The organism is Aromatoleum toluclasticum ATCC 700605, assembly GCF_000378245.1.
Taxonomy (GTDB): Bacteria; Pseudomonadota; Gammaproteobacteria; order Burkholderiales; family Rhodocyclaceae; genus Aromatoleum; species Aromatoleum toluclasticum.
In genome coordinates, this window is record NZ_KB899491.1 from 581,925 (window position 1) to 597,401 (window position 15,477).

The 15,477-nt window shown below is 67.1% G+C and carries 19 protein-coding genes; 7 read left to right on the top strand and 12 right to left on the bottom strand.

Translation table 11 applies throughout. The features are described from left to right. Positions 1 to 29: 29 nt before the first annotated feature. The 3 genes from rpiA to F464_RS0102705 form a co-directional block, all read right to left on the bottom strand. Positions 30 to 698 (bottom strand): ribose-5-phosphate isomerase RpiA, encoded by a 669-nt coding sequence (gene rpiA / locus F464_RS0102695; RefSeq protein ID WP_018988234.1) that lies wholly within the window; start codon positions 696 to 698, stop codon positions 30 to 32. Positions 699 to 720: 22 nt separating this feature from the next. Next, positions 721 to 1,974, bottom strand: coding sequence for a molybdopterin molybdotransferase MoeA (moeA, locus tag F464_RS0102700; protein ID WP_018988235.1), 1,254 nt, complete (start codon positions 1,972 to 1,974; stop codon positions 721 to 723). Between the two features lie 170 nt (positions 1,975 to 2,144). Further along, positions 2,145 to 2,771, bottom strand: a complete 627-nt coding sequence (locus F464_RS0102705) for a c-type cytochrome (RefSeq protein WP_018988236.1) — start codon at positions 2,769 to 2,771, stop codon at positions 2,145 to 2,147. A gap of 121 nt (positions 2,772 to 2,892) precedes the next feature. On the opposite strand from F464_RS0102705, the gene yihA reads away from it, so the two are divergent. Continuing rightward, entirely contained in the window at positions 2,893 to 3,543 is a 651-nt protein-coding gene (gene yihA, locus F464_RS0102710; RefSeq protein WP_018988237.1) for a ribosome biogenesis GTP-binding protein YihA/YsxC, read from the top strand. 195 nt (positions 3,544 to 3,738) lie between these two features. Beyond that, positions 3,739 to 4,755 carry a porphobilinogen synthase gene (gene hemB / locus F464_RS0102715; protein ID WP_026295689.1) on the top strand — a complete coding sequence of 339 codons (1,017 nt, stop codon included), beginning with the start codon at positions 3,739 to 3,741 and terminating at the stop codon, positions 4,753 to 4,755. 28 nt (positions 4,756 to 4,783) lie between these two features. Here the strand turns inward: hemB and F464_RS0102720 are convergent, their stop codons facing one another. The 3 genes from F464_RS0102720 to bioB are packed head-to-tail and all read right to left on the bottom strand — an operon-like array spanning position 4,784 to position 7,351. Continuing rightward, a complete protein-coding gene (locus F464_RS0102720; protein ID WP_040394227.1) occupies positions 4,784 to 5,443 on the bottom strand; it encodes a pyrimidine 5'-nucleotidase in 660 nt (219 codons plus the stop codon). A gap of 7 nt (positions 5,444 to 5,450) precedes the next feature. Beyond that, complete coding sequence (locus F464_RS0102725; RefSeq protein WP_018988240.1) at positions 5,451 to 6,344, bottom strand: methyltransferase domain-containing protein; 894 nt, start codon at positions 6,342 to 6,344, stop codon at positions 5,451 to 5,453. A gap of 14 nt (positions 6,345 to 6,358) precedes the next feature. Next, the gene (bioB, locus tag F464_RS0102730) at positions 6,359 to 7,351 is read right to left on the bottom strand and encodes a biotin synthase BioB (RefSeq protein WP_040394230.1); all 993 of its coding nucleotides are present in this window, start codon (positions 7,349 to 7,351) and stop codon (positions 6,359 to 6,361) included. A gap of 57 nt (positions 7,352 to 7,408) precedes the next feature. Here bioB and F464_RS0102735 point away from each other — a divergent pair, with 57 nt between their 5' ends. Together F464_RS0102735 and F464_RS0102740 are read left to right on the top strand one after the other, a co-directional pair. Beyond that, positions 7,409 to 8,119, top strand: coding sequence for a ComF family protein (locus F464_RS0102735; RefSeq protein WP_232428817.1), 711 nt, complete (start codon positions 7,409 to 7,411; stop codon positions 8,117 to 8,119). 1 nt (position 8,120) lies between these two features. Then, a complete protein-coding gene (locus F464_RS0102740; protein ID WP_018988243.1) occupies positions 8,121 to 8,588 on the top strand; it encodes a tRNA (cytidine(34)-2'-O)-methyltransferase in 468 nt (155 codons plus the stop codon). Between the two features lie 22 nt (positions 8,589 to 8,610). Here the strand turns inward: F464_RS0102740 and F464_RS0102745 are convergent, their stop codons facing one another. From F464_RS0102745 to F464_RS0102770, 6 genes are all read right to left on the bottom strand, one after another. Then, a complete protein-coding gene (locus F464_RS0102745; RefSeq protein ID WP_018988244.1) occupies positions 8,611 to 9,606 on the bottom strand; it encodes an NAD(P)H-dependent glycerol-3-phosphate dehydrogenase in 996 nt (331 codons plus the stop codon). Further along, positions 9,603 to 10,049 carry an SH3 domain-containing protein gene (locus F464_RS0102750; protein ID WP_026295690.1) on the bottom strand — a complete coding sequence of 149 codons (447 nt, stop codon included), beginning with the start codon at positions 10,047 to 10,049 and terminating at the stop codon, positions 9,603 to 9,605. The genes F464_RS0102745 and F464_RS0102750 overlap by 4 nt, the downstream gene beginning before the upstream one ends. A 5-nt stretch (positions 10,050 to 10,054) precedes the next feature. Beyond that, positions 10,055 to 10,525, bottom strand: coding sequence for a protein-export chaperone SecB (secB, locus tag F464_RS0102755; protein ID WP_018988246.1), 471 nt, complete (start codon positions 10,523 to 10,525; stop codon positions 10,055 to 10,057). A gap of 53 nt (positions 10,526 to 10,578) precedes the next feature. Continuing rightward, the gene (grxC, locus tag F464_RS0102760; protein WP_026295691.1) at positions 10,579 to 10,842 is read right to left on the bottom strand and encodes a glutaredoxin 3; all 264 of its coding nucleotides are present in this window, start codon (positions 10,840 to 10,842) and stop codon (positions 10,579 to 10,581) included. A 2-nt stretch (positions 10,843 to 10,844) separates the two neighbouring features. Continuing rightward, positions 10,845 to 11,261, bottom strand: a complete 417-nt coding sequence (locus F464_RS0102765) for a rhodanese-like domain-containing protein (RefSeq protein WP_018988248.1) — start codon at positions 11,259 to 11,261, stop codon at positions 10,845 to 10,847. A 73-nt stretch (positions 11,262 to 11,334) separates the two neighbouring features. After that, positions 11,335 to 11,664 carry an ArsR/SmtB family transcription factor gene (locus F464_RS0102770; protein WP_018988249.1) on the bottom strand — a complete coding sequence of 110 codons (330 nt, stop codon included), beginning with the start codon at positions 11,662 to 11,664 and terminating at the stop codon, positions 11,335 to 11,337. Between the two features lie 173 nt (positions 11,665 to 11,837). Here F464_RS0102770 and gpmA point away from each other — a divergent pair, with 173 nt between their 5' ends. Genes gpmA through F464_RS0102785 form a run of 3 tightly spaced genes read left to right on the top strand, consistent with a single transcriptional unit; the run spans position 11,838 to position 15,477 of the window. Further along, positions 11,838 to 12,587 (top strand): 2,3-diphosphoglycerate-dependent phosphoglycerate mutase, encoded by a 750-nt coding sequence (gpmA, locus tag F464_RS0102775; RefSeq protein ID WP_018988250.1) that lies wholly within the window; start codon positions 11,838 to 11,840, stop codon positions 12,585 to 12,587. A gap of 14 nt (positions 12,588 to 12,601) precedes the next feature. Then, positions 12,602 to 14,035, top strand: coding sequence for a murein hydrolase activator EnvC family protein (locus F464_RS0102780; protein ID WP_018988251.1), 1,434 nt, complete (start codon positions 12,602 to 12,604; stop codon positions 14,033 to 14,035). Positions 14,036 to 14,079: 44 nt separating this feature from the next. Continuing rightward, entirely contained in the window at positions 14,080 to 15,477 is a 1,398-nt protein-coding gene (locus F464_RS0102785; RefSeq protein WP_018988252.1) for a S41 family peptidase, read from the top strand.

The following is a 15,477-nucleotide window of genomic DNA, read 5'->3' on the forward strand; positions in this document are numbered from 1 at the left end:
GACGAAAATATTGCACCGATGCATGTAGTTCAGGAAGTCACCGCAACGCGCCGCTCGACGCCGTCGGGCGTGGCGAGCAGCAGCAGATCGGCGCCGCGCAACGCGAACAGGCCGTTGGTCACGACGCCGGTGATCTGGTTGATCTCGGTTTCCAGCTGCCGGGGCGCGGGGATGCGCAGGCCATGCACGTCCAGTATCAGGTTGCCGTTGTCGGTCACGAAGCCCTCGCGCAGCACCGGCCGGCCGCCGATTTGTGCGAGGCGGCGCTCCACGTAGGCACGTGCCATCGGAATCACCTCGACGGGCAGGGGGAACGCGCCCAGGCAGCTCACCAGCTTCGACTGGTCGCAGATGCACACGAAGCGGTCGGCCACCGCCGCGACGATCTTCTCGCGCGTCAGCGCACCGCCGCCGCCCTTGATCATCGCAAAACCGCCGTCGATCTCGTCCGCGCCATCGACATAGAGCTGCAGGCCAGTCACGTCATTCAGCGCGATCAACGGGATCCCGTACGCCTCCAGCCGGCGTGCGCTCGCCTCCGAACTCGAAACGGCACCGGCGATGCGGTCGCGCATCCCGGCCAGCCCGTCGATGAAATGGTTGACCGTCGAGCCCGTGCCGACGCCGACGATCATCCCGTCCTCGACGTAGTCCAGCGCCGCGTGCGCTGCGGCCTTCTTCAGTTCATCCTGATTCATGAGGTATTCCTGTGGGTGGGTCTTATACGAGGCCGTCGAAGATCTGCACCTGCACCGTCTCGCCGGCGAGGACGTCGCCGCGCTCTTCCGGCAGCACGATGAAGCAGTTGGCTTCCGACATCGAGCGCAGGACGCCCGAACCCTGGGCGCCCGCGAGGCGCACCGTCTGGCGGCCCTCGGCGAGGGCCAGGCGACCGCGCATGAATTCGCGTCGTCCGGGCTGCTTGCGGATGGTTTCCGCGCATTCGACGTGGATCAGCGCCGGCTCGGGCAGGGGCGACACGCCGGACAAGGCCTGCAGGGCATCCTGGACGAACTGGTAGAAGGTCACGAGCACCGCGACCGGATTGCCGGGCAGGCCGAACAGCCACGCATCGCCGACGCGCCCGAAGGCCATCGGTCGTCCGGGCTTGATGTCGATCTTCCAGAACGCGACCTCACCGAGCCGATTCACGAGTTCGCGGATGAAATCCGCTTCGCCGACCGACACGCCGCCGCTCGTCAGGATCACGTCGGCGTTCGCCGATGCGTCGCGGAAGGCCTTTTCCAGCGCCTGCGGGTCGTCGCGCACGACGCCCATGTCGATGAGGTCGCAGCCCAGGCGCGAGAGCGCGCCGAAGAGCGTGTAGCGGTTGCTGTCATACACCTCGCCGGGGGCGAGCGGCTTGCCGATCGACGCGAGCTCGTCGCCGCTGGAGAAGAAGGCCACGCGCAGGCGGCGGTGCACCGTGACCTCGGCGATGCCGAGCGAGGCGATGAGGCCCAGTTCGGCCGGACCGCAGCGCTTGCCCGCGGGCAGGGCGACGCCGCCCAGTGCCAGATCCTCGCCGGCGCGGCGCAGGTTCTGTCCGGCGCGCTGTCCTGCCGGTACATGCACCTTGCCGTCGGCGGCGCGCGCCACTTCCTGCACGACGATCGTGTCGGCACCCTCCGGAATCGGCGCCCCGGTCATGATGCGGACAGCCTGTCCGGCGCCGGCGATGCCGGAGAAGGGCTTGCCTGCGAACGCGGTGCCGACCACTGTCAGGGTGCTTTCGCCCTGAGGCGCGAGGTCGGCGTGGCGCACCGCGTAGCCGTCCATCGCCGAGTTGTCGTGGGCCGGCACGTTGCACGGCGCGATCACGTCCTCGGCGAGCACACGACCTAGGGCGCTGCGGACGTTGACGCGCTCCCAGCCTCCGACCGGCGTCAGCCGGTCGAGAATGGCCTGCCTGGCCTGGGCGGCGGTGTAGTTGGGCGAACGGGCGGAGGTCGGGTTCCCGGGTGTCTGAGCCATGGTTTTCGTTCCTGGATGCGGCGTTCGCTCGGTCTTGCGGAAGAACGCATTATCGTCCGATCTTGCGTGCCGTGCGAACGGCGGCGCGAGGGTGACCACGCGTCCGGTGCCGGAAAAAGAAAAGGGGTGGCGCTGGCCACCCCCTTCGAGACCGGTGCAGCGTCTGACGATCAGCGCAGGCCGGCGGCGTAGTCGGCGACCGCCTTCATTTCCGGGTCGGTCATCTTCAGCGCGATGGTCTGCATCATCTGCGCCGGGTCGTTCTTGCGCACGCCGTCGCGGAAGGCCTTCAGCTGCGCCTCGGTATAATCGGCATACTGGCCGCCGATGCGCGGGAACTGGGCCGGCAGGCCTGCACCGGCAGGGCCGTGGCAGCCGGCACAGGCGGGAACGCCCTTGGCCGGGAGGCCCGCACGCCAGATGTTCTGGCCGAGCTTGGCGAGGTCGGCGTTCTTGGCCGAGTCGGGCTGCAGCGTCTGCGACGAGAAGTGGATGGCAAGCGCCTTCATGTCCGCTTCCTCGAGTGCAGCGACCATGCCGACCATGATCGGGTTCTCGCGTTCCGCGGGCTTGCCGTTCCAGCCCTTGAAGTTCTTCAGTTGCTTGAAGAGGTAATCGGCATGTTGGCCGGCCAGTTTCGGGTTGACCGGAATCGGGCTGTTGCCGTCGGCGCCGTGGCACCCGACGCAGAGGGTTTCTGCAGTCTGTTTCGCCTTGGCGAGGTCGGGAGCCTGGTCCTGGGCATGAAGGCCGCCCGTAACCAGCAGCAGCGAGAGCAGCAGGGAACGCTTGATCATGGTGTCCTCAGAAAGCCGTGAGTGGATATTGCAAACGCGGTATTCTATAACAGCTGGCCGGATTTGCGCGATGCAATGTGGGCCGTCCGGCATAACCATCAGCATTTTCCCGTCCTTTCCGATGTCCCTCTTCCGCAACGCAAAATTCGAAATTTCCATCGCAAAACCGGGTGATTTACCGGTTCCGGACGGGCCCGAGATCGCTTTCGCCGGCCGTTCGAACGCCGGCAAGTCGAGCGCCATCAATACGCTTGCCGATCATACGCGTCTGGCATACGTATCGAAGACGCCCGGGCGTACGCAGCTGATCAACTTCTTCCGTCTCGACTGCGGGGCGGTGATGGTCGACCTTCCGGGTTACGGCTATGCCAAGGTGCCCGAGGCGATCCGCCGGCAGTGGGTGGGCCTGCTGGAGAACTACCTGAGCCGGCGCGAGAGTCTCGTCGGGCTCGTGCTGATCATGGATTCGCGCCACCCGCTGACGCCGCTGGACCGCCAGATGATCGGCTGGTTCCTGCCGAGCGGGCGGCCGATTCACGCGCTGCTGACGAAGGCGGACAAGCTCACGCGCAACGAGGCGGCGGCCACGCTGGCCGCGGTGCGCCGCGAACTGGCGACGCTGGGACCGCAGGTCACGGTCCAGCTGTTCTCCAGCCTGAAGAAGGTCGGGGCGGAGGAGGTGGAGCACACCGTGGCGGGCTGGCTGAATCTGCCTCGGGAGGAGCTGCCTGCGATTCCGGCGGCGGCGCGCCTGGGCGGGGCCGGAAAATAAAAGACCCCGGGCTAAAGGGGATAAAGCCCGGGGTCAAACGCCTTAACGGGATTAAGGCACCCGCTCAGGGAGGTGAAGCGGGGGACGGCTCGTCACCATCCGAACGTTCAGAGTAAATGGACTTTGGATAAGTTCCCACCCGACTTCGTTACCTTATGTTTCGTGTTGATTAACTGAACTGGAGCTGGATTGAACATGCGTCCTACCGGAATTTTTCCCGCGACCCGCATGCGGCGGATGCGCCGCGACGAATTCTCCCGCCGCCTGATGCGCGAATCGCGCCTGTCGGCCGACGATCTGATCTATCCCGTGTTCGTGCTCGAAGGCAAGCAGGTCACGCAGACCGTGCCGTCGATGCCGGGCGTGACGCGCGTGTCGCTCGACAACCTGCTGCGTGTTGCCGAAGAGGCCGTGTCGCTGGGCGTTCCCGCACTGGCGCTCTTCCCGGTGATCGATGTCGCCGGCAAGACGCCGGGCGCCGAGGAAGCGTGGAACCCGGACGGCCTCGTGCCGCGCGTCGTGCAGGCGCTCAAGGAGCGCTTCCCGGAACTCGGCGTGATCACCGACGTCGCGCTCGACCCCTACACCAGTCACGGCCAGGACGGGCTGATCGACCCGGACGACCCGCGCGGCTACGTGCTCAACGACGAGACGCTCGAGGCGCTCGCGAAACAGGCGCTGTGTCATGCGCAGGCGGGCGCCGACGTCGTCGCCCCGTCCGACATGATGGATGGGCGCATCGCGCGCATCCGCGCCGAACTCGACAGCGACAATCGCATCTACACGCGCATCCTCGCTTATTCGGCGAAATACGCGTCGAGCTTCTACGGCCCCTTCCGCGACGCGGTGGGTTCGGCGGGCAATCTCGGCAAGGGCAACAAGTACACCTACCAGATGGACCCGGCGAACACCGACGAGGCGATCCGCGAGGTCGCGCTCGACATCGCCGAGGGCGCCGACATGTTCATGGTCAAGCCCGGCATGCCCTATCTCGACATCGTGCGCCGTGTGAAGACCGAGTTGCAGGTGCCGACCTACGCCTACCAGGTAAGCGGCGAGTACGCGATGCTGAAGGCGGCCATCGCCAATGGCTGGCTGGCGGAAGAGGCGTGCGTGATGGAGGCGCTGCTGTCGTTCAAGCGCGCCGGCGCCGACGGCATCCTGACCTACTTCGCGCTCGACGCGGCGCGCTGGATGAAGGCCGCCGGCTGAGGCCGGTGCTGCCCGGCCCCGGTATTTCCTACCGGGGCAGCAGGCGGCCGGCCGCGCGGCGCAGATCGAGGATCGATGCGATCCTGACGTCGACGTAGGCCGGTTTTTTCATGCCGCGGCCGACCAGCACCGTCTTCATGCCCAGACGGCGGGCGGTGCGCAGATTCTCGGCAGAATCCTCGACCAGGATGCAGCACTGCGGCCGCAGGCGCAGATCGTGCAGCAGGTGGCGGAAGGCGCGCGGCTGCGGTTTGGGGTGGAAGCGCATCCGCTCGATGCCATATACCGCCGCAAAATGGCGGCGGATCCCCATCGCTTCGAGCACGGCGCCGGCATAGCGCTGCGGTCCGTTCGAGAACACGATCTTGCGCCCCGGCAGGCGGCGCAGCAGCGCGCCGAGTGCGCGATCGAAGACCATCATCGCGTGCAGGCGTTCGAAGCGGTGCGTCTCTTCGAGGAAGTGGTGCGGATTCACGCCGTGATGGCGCATGAGGCCGGTCAGCGTTGCGCCGTAGCGCCGCCAGTAGCGCACTCGCAGGGCATTGGCGTCCTCCTCGCTGAGCGCGAGGTGCCGCGCGAGGTAGGCCGTCATGCTCAGATTGATGTGCGGGAAGATGTGCGCGCTGGCGTTGTGCAGCGTGTTGTCGAGGTCGAAGAGCCACACCGGCCCGGCGCACGGTCTTCGCACGTGCCGTTCAGCCCCTGTCGGGGCGCGGCTGGAAGCGGACGATGGCGCGGCCGTCCTCGGTCGTCTTCGGCTGGGCCTTCCACGCATGGCCCTGCACGACCTCGAAGGTCGCGGGCAGGCGGCCCTCTTGGCGCATCGCTTCGAGGGCGCGCCGGGCGGCATCCCAGCCGCCTCTTCCGGACAACCCGCGCGGGCGTGCGGCGCTCGCGTTGGCGCTGCCCGACAGGCGCAGGTCGCGCAGCAGTTCGTCGAGGTCCGCGTAGGTCAGCGTCAGCACTTCCATGTCCATGACGGGGTCGGAGAAGCCGGCCTGAACCAGGGCGTCGCCCAGGTCGTGCATGTCGATGAAGCGGTGTACCCGCTCGCCCTGTGCGACGGGCAGCGCGGCGCGCAGCTCGCGCAGCGTATCCGGACCCAGCGTCGAGAACATCAGCATGCCGTCCACTTCCAGCACACGATGCATTTCGCGCAGTGCGGGCAGCGGATCGGCGAGCCAGTTGAGCATCAGGTTGGACCACACGAGCGACACGCTCGCACGCACAAGGGGCAGCGCCGCGGCGTCGGCACAGGCGAACGAGGGGCCCTGGGGTTTTCCCAGCGCACGCAGGCGGTCGAGCAGGCCGCGCGCGCCGCGGGCGCGGGCGAGCATCGGCAGCGCGAAGTCGGCGCCGATGCGTTGCGCGGTCGGAAAACGTCGTCCGAGCGCATCGAGATCGGCTCCGGTGCCGCAACCCAGGTCGAGGATGCGCTTCGGTTCGATGCGGATGTAGTCGAGCCGCTCGTCCATGCGCCGCGCGACCTCGCGCGCGAGCACGGCAACCTCGTCGCAGCTCGCCGCCGCGCGCCCGAAGCGCCGGATCAGGAGTTTGCGGTCGAGCGCAAAGTCGGCGTCGCCGGTCATCCCTTGCGAACCGCTCAGATCGGACGCAGGCCGAGGCGGGCGAACAGGGTCTCGTCGCGGTCAGCTTCGGGGTTGTCCGTCGTCAGCAGGCGGTTGCCGTAGAAGATCGAATTCGCGCCGGCCATGAAGCACAGGGCCTGCAGCTCGTCGCTCATCTGCTCGCGGCCCGCCGACAGGCGCACGAAACTGCCCGGCATCATGATGCGCGCCACGGCGATCGTGCGCACGAATTCGAAGGGATCGAGCTTCTCGGCGTCGGCGAGCGGGGTGCCGGGGATCGCCACGAGGTTGTTGATCGGCACGGATTCCGGCGGACGATCCATGTTCGCGAGCTGCACGAGGAGGCTGGCACGTCCGCTGCGACCTTCGCCCATGCCGACGATGCCGCCCGAGCACACGTTGATGCCGGCATTGCGCACCTGGTCGATGGTGTCGAGACGATCCGCGAGGGAGTGCGTCGTGATCACCTTGTCGTAGTACTCGGGTGCGGTGTCGACGTTGTGGTTGTAGTAGTCGAGGCCGGCTTCCTTGAGCTGCTGCGCCTGGTCGCCCTTGAGCATGCCCAGGGTGACGCAGGTTTCCATACCCAGCGCCTTGACCTCGCGCACCATCGCGAGGACCGTTTCCATCTCGCGCTCCTTGGGCCCCTTCCAGGCTGCGCCCATGCAGAAGCGGCTGGAGCCCTTGGCCTTGGCCTCCCTGGCCTTCTCGACGACCTCGGCCACTGCCATCAGCTGCTGGCGGTCGAGGCCGGTCTTGTAGCGGGCCGACTGCGAGCAGTAGCTGCAATCCTCGGAGCAGCCGCCGGTCTTGATCGACAGCAGCGTCGAGCGTTGCACGGCATTGGCGTCGAAGTTCTCGCGGTGCAACTGCTGGGCGCGGAAGACAAGATCCATGAACGGCAGTTCGAACAATGCTTCGGCCTCGACGACGCTCCATTTCCTGCGGGCGGAGGCGTTGGCGGCGGGCTGGGTGTCGACGTTGCGGCACGCGGAAGTCATTGTCATGAAAGCGGTTCCGGGATGTAATACGAAGCTTCCCATATTCCTTCATTCGGCGAAAACTTGTCAAACGTACTTCACCGTATGGAAGCGGCGGCGCGAACCCTCGCGGTCCGGCTCATGCCGAACGAGTGCTTCGTATGCGGCCAGGGCGCAGGTTCCGCGCTGGTCTGCGGGGCGTGCCGCGCGGGCCTGCCGCAGCTGGCGGCGGTGTGCCCGGTGTGTGCGATCCCGTCGGGCGAAGACCTGATCTGCGGCAGTTGCCAGCGCGCGCAGCCCGCCTTCGATGCGACGGTGGCGGCCTTGCCCTATGTGTTCCCGGTCGACCGCCTGGTCCAGGCGCTGAAATACGGACGCCGTCTGGCGCTGGCGCGTTTCCTCTCCGGTCTGCTGGAGCCGTTCGCGCCGCCGCAAGGCCCGGCCGTCGTGGTGCCGATGCCGCTCCACGCGGGCCGCCTGCGCGAGCGCGGCTTCAACCAGGCGGCCGAGATTGCCCGACCGCTCGCCCGCGCATGGGGGCTGCCCTTCGAAACGGCTTCAGTCGAGCGAGTGCGCGACACGGCGCCGCAGGCCTCGTTGCCGTGGCTGGAGCGGCGGCGCAACCTGCGCGGCGCCTTTCGTTGCCACGGCTCGTTCGCAGGCCGGACGGTCGTGGTCGTCGATGACGTGATGACCACCGGCGCGACGCTCGACGAGCTCGCGCGTACGTTAAAATCGCACGGCGCTGCCCGTGTCGAGAACCGGGTCGTCGCGCGTACTCCATCGCCGGTCTGACATGCTCCACATCGTCCTCTACCAACCCGAAATTCCCCCCAACACGGGCAATTCCATCCGTCTCGCAGCCAACACGGGCGCCCATCTGCATTTGGTCCGCCCGCTCGGTTTCGATCTCTCAGACCGGCAGCTGGCGCGTGCGGGCCTCGATTACCACGACCTTGCGAACGTCAGCGTGCACGACGACTTCGAGGCGTGCTGCCGTGTCCTCGCCGGGCGGCGCATGTTTGCATTGAGTACGAAGGGCGCGCAGCGTTACGACACGGTCGAGTACCGCGAAGGGGACGTGCTGCTGTTCGGGCGGGAAACCAGCGGGCTGCCGGCCGATGTGTTGGCGAAGCTGCCGCAGGGGAGTACGTTGCGCATCCCCATGTGCCCGTCGAACCGCAGCGTGAACCTGTCGAACGCCGTGGCCGTGGTCGTGTTCGAGGCGTGGCGGCAGCTGGGGTTCGCTGGCGCCGCGCGCTAGGTAGCGGCGCAGGCGCCGCGGGCTATTCCTGCCGCGGTTCGCGCGACAGCAGTTGCTCGACCACTTCGCGCGGCCCGAGACGGTTGCCGTGGAGCAGTTCGTCGACCGCGGCGCACAAGGGCATCTCGACGCCGCGACGGGCGGCGAGGCTTGCGACCTCGCGCGCGGTGGAGACGCCTTCGGCGACGTGTCCCAGTTCGTGCAGGATCTCGGGGAGGGTCTTGCCCTGGGCGAGCGCGAGCCCGACGCGGCGGTTGCGCGACAGGTCGCCCGTGCAGGTCAGGATCAGGTCGCCCATGCCCGCCAGGCCCATCAGCGTGTCCGCGCGGCCGCCGAGTGTCGTGGCCAGGCGCGCAATCTCAGCGAGTCCGCGCGTGATCAGCGCCGCGCGCGCGTTGAGGCCGAAGCCCATCCCGTCGGAAACGCCGGCGGCGATCGCGAGCACGTTCTTGATCGCGCCGCCGATTTCGGCGCCGACGACGTCACTGTTCGCGTACATGCGCAGCCGCGGCTGGTGCAAGGTATGCACCCACTTGCGGGCGAAGTCGATGTCCGCCGCCGCAAGCGTGACCGCGGTCGGCATGCCGCGGGCGACCTCCGCGGCGAAGCTGGGGCCGGTCAGCACGCCGCAGGGCGCGTCCGTGCCGAGCTCCGCTGCGACGATCTCGTGCGGCAGGCGTCCGCTACCTGCTTCAAGTCCCTTGCATGCCCAGATCAGCGGCGTCTGTCCCTGGACGTCATGAAGGCGGCGCGCGGTCTGGCGCAGTCCGGCCAGCGGCGTGACGACGAGATGAAGGTCGGCGCCGCGTGCCGCGGCCTCGAAATCCGATGTCAGTTCGAGCGCCTGCGGCAGCGGCACGTCCGGAAGATAGCGGGTGTTGACTCGCGCGTCGGCGAGCGTGGCAATGTGATCGGCGTCGCGCCCCCACAGGATCACGCGATGTTGTGCCGAGAAGGCCAGCGCCAGCGCGGTGCCCCATGCGCCGGAGCCGAACACGGCAATGCGGGTCGGGCTCAAAGCCCCCAGACCTCGGTCACCCGGACGAAGCCGCTCACGCCGTCCTTGTGGCGCACGGGGAGCCAGCCCTCGTTCGCGTTTCCGGTGACCTCGAGGACCACGTCCTTCGCGCTTTCGAATGCGACCGGGGCGTCGGCTGCAGCGCGTTGGCGCACCACGGCGCGGGCGCTGGTCACCAGCACCGTCCGCTTGTCGGACAGGGCACGACGCTCGATCCAGTTGATCGAGCCGCCGGCATCGCGCACCTTGGCCCACTTTTCGAGGTTTACGACGACTTCGAGCGGTGTGCCGGGTGCGACGATGAACAGCCGCTTGCCCTTGTCCGACGGCGAGTCGTACAGGATTGCGGATTCCGCAACCGAGCGGTACTCGATGGCGTGCGCTCCCGCCGCCGGCAGGGCAAGGGCGGCGGCGAGCGCGATGCAGCGGAGCAGGGTGCGCATCGGGATCACTGGATCGGCAGTTCGCCCGGTTCGCGGGCTTCGGGTTGCTGCTGCTGTTGCGCCTGGTACAGCGCCTCGAAATTGACCGGGGCCAGCACCACGGGCTGGAAGCCGGCGCGCGTGATCGCGTCCGAGATCGCCTCGCGCGCATACGGGAAAAGGATGTTCGGGCAACCGATCATCGTCACCGGCTCGAGGTCGCCTTCGGGGATGTTGCGGATCTGGAAGATGCCGCCCTGGGCGACTTCGACGAGGAACACGGTGCGTTCGTCGGCGAGCTTGGCCGAGACGGTGACGGTCAGCGTGACTTCGTAGACGCCCTCGTCGACGCTGGCTGCCTCGGTGCGCAACTGCACGTTGATCTGCGGATTTTCGCGGTCGAGGAAGATGCGCGGGGCGCCGGGCACCTCCAGCGACAGATCCTTGACGTAGAGCTTTTCGATCGAGAAGACGGGGGCTTGGGCGTTTTCGGACATGTGAGTGCCTGGGGAATGTTGAAAAGGGTGAATGAAACTGGAGGGCAGGGCGCTCAGGCCTGCTGCAGCAGTGCGTCGAGCTTGCCCTGGTGTTCGAGTTCGTAGAGATCGTCGCAGCCGCCGACGTGCGTGTCGCCGATGAAGATCTGCGGCACGGTGCGGCGGCCGGTGAGGCTGATCATTTCGTCGCGACGGGCGGGATCCTGATCTACACGGACTTTCTCGATGTCCTGCACGCCCTTGCGTTTCAGCAGCTGCTCGGCGCGCACGCAGTAGGGACACACTGCGGTGGAGTACATCCGGATCTTCGCTTGCATCGTCATTTCCTCTTGCGGCTGAGCGGCTGGCCGGCCTTTTCCCACTCGGCGATGCCGCCGCGCAGGTTGAAGATCTTTTCGAAGCCGGCCTTTCTCAGGGTGGCGAGCGCTGCCGCGGACCGGCTGCCCGTCGCGCAGCACAGGATGATCGGGCGTTCCTTGAACTTTTCGAGTTCGCTGTTGCGGCGTTCGAGCTCTGCGAGCGGGATGTGGCGGGCGTTCGGAATGTGGCCGCCGGCGAATTCGCCCTGGTCGCGCACGTCGATGAGCTGGGCATCTTCGCGGTTGATCAGGAGGGTTGCCTCGACGGGCGAGAGCTGCGATTTGTCGCCCTGGCTGCGCGCCAGGTCGAACAGCAGCCATGCGCCGCTTGCTGCCGCGAGCGCGGCCCAGTACCAGTTTTGCTGCAGGAATTCCACTTGGGTTTGCTCCGTTTTCTTTTCTTGTCGTGTGGCGGCCTGTGTGTGGCAGGGGGCGCCGCCTGCCCGGCTGTCAGTTCCGGCCGGGCTGGTCGTTGCAGAACACTTCGCGCATCAGGGCGATGAGCTGAAGTGTGCGTTGGTCGCAGATGCGGTAATAGACGCGGTTGGCATCCTTGCGGGTCTGCAGCACCGCCTTGTCGCGCAGGATCGCGAGATGCTGCGAGATGTTGCTTTGCGACGTGCCGACCGCCTCGACGATGTCCTGGACGCACACCTCGCTCTCGCCCAGCACGCACAGGATCTTCAGGCGCAGCGGGTGGGCGATGGCCTTGAGCGCGCGCGCAGCGGTTTCAATGTGCTCGTGCTTGTCGATGAGGTCGATGATGTTCTTGGTGTCCACGATGGCGGGAAGTGCAGTTCAAGCGAGTAGTATAAAATACCGCGGCCCGTAAAAGCGTGCCATCGGTGCTTCCGTGCGCAGCCAGCGCGTTCCGGGCGTCCGCGTGGTGCCGGCCCGGGGCGTCGGCCCGGGGCATTGGCCCTTTTTGCTCCCAACTCATCCTCTGAGCGCGCATGTACAGAATCGTTCTGCTCCGTCACGGCGAATCGACCTGGAGCAAGGAAAACCGTTTCACCGGCTGGACCGACGTCGATCTCACCGAGAAGGGCGTCGAGGAGGCGCGCGCCGCGGGGCGGCTGCTCAGGAGCGCGGGCTACACCTTCGATCTCGCTTTCACGTCGGTGCTCAAGTGTGCCAACAAGACGCTCAACCTCGTGCTCGAGGAGCTCGATGCGCTGTGGTTGCCGGTCGAGCATTCCTGGCGCCTGAACGAGCGTAGCTATGGCGCGCTGCAAGGGCTGGACAAGGCCGATGCCGCCGCCAGGTTCGGCGAGGATCAGGTTCTCGCATGGCGCCGCTCGTACGCCGTTGCGCCGCCGCCGCTGACCGAAGGCGACGAGCGCCTCACGATGAACGATCCGCGCTATGCGTCGTTGCCGCGAGCGCAGTTTCCCCGCACCGAATGCCTGAAGGACACGCTGGTCCGGTTCGCGCCGTATTGGGAAACCGTCATCGTCCCGCAGATCCTCGCCGGTCGCCGCATCCTGATCGCGGCACACGGCAACAGCCTGCGTGCCCTCGCCAAGTATCTCGACAATATTCCGGACGAGGACGTCGCCGGCCTCGAGATCCCGATGGCGCAGCCGCTGGTGTATGAACTGGACGCGAATCTGCGCCCGATCAAGAGCTATTACCTGGCCGGCGAGGATGCGGTGCGCGCGGCGCAGGCCGCTGTGGCTGCCCACGGCAAGGCCGGGAGCTGAGACTGCAATTGCCGATGAAGGGAAATTCGCGCCTGCGTAGGCTGCGCCTTGCGCTGGCCGCGTGCGCCTTGTTTGCAGGTGCCGTCGCGCACGGGGCCGATGCCCCGGAAGTCGTGCAGAAGCGCTCCGACCTCGAGGAGGTGCGCCAGCGCATCCGCGAACTGCAGAAGGAGATCGCCGATACCGAGGAATCGCGTTCGAGCGCCTCCGAGGAGCTCGCGGAGGCCGAGCGGGCCGTCTCGCGGGTGCAGCGCGAGTTGCAGCAGCTGACGTCGAACCGCGTCGCGGCGGAAAGGAACCTCGCCGTGCTGGAGGCCGAACGTCAGGCGGTGGAGGAGCGCATCGCCGGACGCCAGTCGGAACTCGCGGACTGGCTGCGGCGGCATTACATGCATGGCGCGGCCGGCGGCGTTGCCCCCTTCCTGTCGACGCGGGACCCGAACCAACTCGCGCGCGATGCGTACTATCTCGAACACCTCGGCAAGGCCCGCATCGAGCTGATCGATACCCTGCGCACGGATCTCAAGGAAAAGAGCCGCCTGGGCGAGGCGATCGTCGCGCGCCGGGACAGGCTGGTCGCGCTCGAGGCCGAGCAGCAGGCGCGGCGCAAGGAGCTCGAGGCGGTGCAGGCGCGGCGCAAGGAAGCCGTGACCGGCCTCGCGGCGCAGTTGCGCTCGCAGCGCAAGGAGGAGCAGACCCTGCGCCAGGACCAGGAGCGGCTCGGGCGGCTGGTCGCCGTGCTGGCGCGGCGTGCGGCCGAGCGTGAAGCGGCACGCGCCGCCGCCGCGGCGAAGGCTGCGCGCGAGCAGGCTGCACGTGAGCTGGTCGCTCGGGAAAAGGCTTCACGGGAACAGGCATCACGCGAACAGGCGGCGAGGAACGACTCTCCCGGGGATGGGGCCGCACAGGCTTCCGCTCGCACAGGCACCGCGAGCGGGGCCGTCGCCGAGTCCGCCCGGGAAAGCCGCCAGGCTCGAACCGGCCCGGCCCGGTCCGAGCCCGTCGTCGGCGAGATCCGTCAGTCGGCTGGGCCAGCTCCCACGGGCGTGAGCTTTGCGCAGTTGCGCGGCAAGATGAGATTTCCCGTGCGTGGAGAACTCGTGGGGCGTTTTGGCGCTCCAAGGGCGGAAGGCGGAACGACGTGGCGGGGCGTCTTCATCCGTGCGGCGGGAGGATCCCAGGTACGTGCGGTAGCGGCCGGGGAGGTGGTCTTCTCCGACTGGTTGCGCGGGTACGGCAACCTCATCATCGTCGACCACGGCGGCGACTACCTGACCATTTATGGCAACAACGATGCGCTGCTCAAGGTACTCGGTGACAACATCGCGGGCGGCGACCCGATCGCGAGCGTGGGCGCCAGCGGAGGCGGCAGCGAATCGGGTTTATACTTTGAAATCCGTCATCGGGGGCAGCCGCTCGATCCCCTGAAGTGGGTGCAGTTCAACTAGATTTTCCGGCGTGGGCCGGGCGACGTTTCCTCGATGGAGTGCTCATGCGCAACAAGCTTCAGAAAGCAGGATTGGTGATGACCGGCGTAGTCGCCGGCGTGCTGATCAGCCTCAATTTTTCCGCCAGTGCCGACAAGGTCACGCAGGCACCCCTGCCGGTGGAAGAACTGCGCGCATTCGCCGACGTCTTCAACGCGATCAAGCAGGGCTATGTCGAGCCGGTCGAGGACAAGAAGCTCATCAATCACGCCATCAGCGGCATGCTGAGCGGGCTCGACCCCCACTCCGCCTATCTCGACGCGGAAGCCTACAAGGAACTGCAGGTCGGCACGCACGGCGAATTCGGGGGCCTAGGCATCGAGGTCGGCATGGAAGACGGCTTCGTCAAGGTCATCTCGCCGATCGAGGACACGCCGGCCTATCGCGCCGGGGTGAGGGCGGGTGACCTCATCGTCAAACTCGACGACACACCGGTCAAGGGCATGAACCTCAATGACGCGGTCAAGCGCATGCGCGGCAAGCCCAAGACCGACATCACGCTGACGATCGCGCGCAAGGGCGAGCAGAAGCCCATCGTGCTGAAGATCACCCGCGAGGTGATCAAGGTCCAGAGCGTCAAGTCCAAGGTCGTCGAACCGGGTTATGGCTACGTGCGTGTCGCGCAGTTCCAGGAGAACACCGCGCAGGCGGTGGTCGAGCACCTCGGCAAACTGGCCAAGGGCAACGAATTGAAGGGGCTGGTCCTCGACCTGCGCAACGATCCGGGCGGCCTGCTGCACGGCGCCGTGGGCGTGGCGGCTGCCTTCCTGCCGACGAATACGCTGGTGGTGTCGACGGATGGCCGCACCGAGGACGCGAAGCGCGAATACCGTGCGAGCCCGGAGGATTACCTGCGTGGCACGCGTGACGACTTCCTCAAGGCCTTGCCGCAGGGTGCGCGCACCCTGCCGATGGTGGTACTGGTCAATGCCGGTTCCGCGTCGGCGTCCGAGATCGTCGCCGGCGCACTGCAGGACCACAAGCGCGCGGTGGTGATGGGCACGCAGACCTTCGGCAAGGGGTCCGTGCAGACCATCCTGCCGCTCAACGCCAGCACTGCGATCAAGCTGACGACGGCGCGCTACTACACGCCGAGCGGCCGTTCGATCCAGGCCAAGGGCATCGAGCCGGACATCGTCGTCGAGGAAAGCGCCAACGGTTCCTCGCGTCGTCTGCGCGAGGCCGATCTCGACGGGCATCTGGGCAACGACAAGGACCCGGACGCCGAGCGCAAGGCCAAGGCGACGAGCCAGCAACCGGCGGAAGGCGGCAAGGCGCCGGCCGGCGACGACGAGGCGGCATCGCCCCATCGCTTCGAACTGGCGGGCAAGGACGATTATCAGCTCGGCCAGGCCGTGAATCTTCTCAAAGGTCTGCAGATCGTCCAGAATAAAAAACAATGA

Coding starts and splice junctions, on each gene's coding strand:
- gpmA (WP_018988250.1), top strand. CDS start 11,838: ATGTACAGAATCGTTCTGCTCCGTCACGGCGAATCGACCTGGAGCAAG.
- bioB (WP_040394230.1), bottom strand. CDS start 7,351: ATGACAATGACTTCCGCGTGCCGCAACGTCGACACCCAGCCCGCCGCC.
- rpiA (WP_018988234.1), bottom strand. CDS start 698: ATGAATCAGGATGAACTGAAGAAGGCCGCAGCGCACGCGGCGCTGGAC.
- grxC (WP_026295691.1), bottom strand. CDS start 10,842: ATGCAAGCGAAGATCCGGATGTACTCCACCGCAGTGTGTCCCTACTGC.
- yihA (WP_018988237.1), top strand. CDS start 2,893: ATGTCCCTCTTCCGCAACGCAAAATTCGAAATTTCCATCGCAAAACCG.
- F464_RS0102740 (WP_018988243.1), top strand. CDS start 8,121: ATGCTCCACATCGTCCTCTACCAACCCGAAATTCCCCCCAACACGGGC.
- moeA (WP_018988235.1), bottom strand. CDS start 1,974: ATGGCTCAGACACCCGGGAACCCGACCTCCGCCCGTTCGCCCAACTAC.
- F464_RS0102750 (WP_026295690.1), bottom strand. CDS start 10,049: ATGCGCACCCTGCTCCGCTGCATCGCGCTCGCCGCCGCCCTTGCCCTG.
- secB (WP_018988246.1), bottom strand. CDS start 10,525: ATGTCCGAAAACGCCCAAGCCCCCGTCTTCTCGATCGAAAAGCTCTAC.
- F464_RS0102780 (WP_018988251.1), top strand. CDS start 12,602: ATGAAGGGAAATTCGCGCCTGCGTAGGCTGCGCCTTGCGCTGGCCGCG.
- F464_RS0102725 (WP_018988240.1), bottom strand. CDS start 6,344: ATGACCGGCGACGCCGACTTTGCGCTCGACCGCAAACTCCTGATCCGG.
- F464_RS0102705 (WP_018988236.1), bottom strand. CDS start 2,771: ATGATCAAGCGTTCCCTGCTGCTCTCGCTGCTGCTGGTTACGGGCGGC.
- F464_RS0102785 (WP_018988252.1), top strand. CDS start 14,080: ATGCGCAACAAGCTTCAGAAAGCAGGATTGGTGATGACCGGCGTAGTC.
- hemB (WP_026295689.1), top strand. CDS start 3,739: ATGCGTCCTACCGGAATTTTTCCCGCGACCCGCATGCGGCGGATGCGC.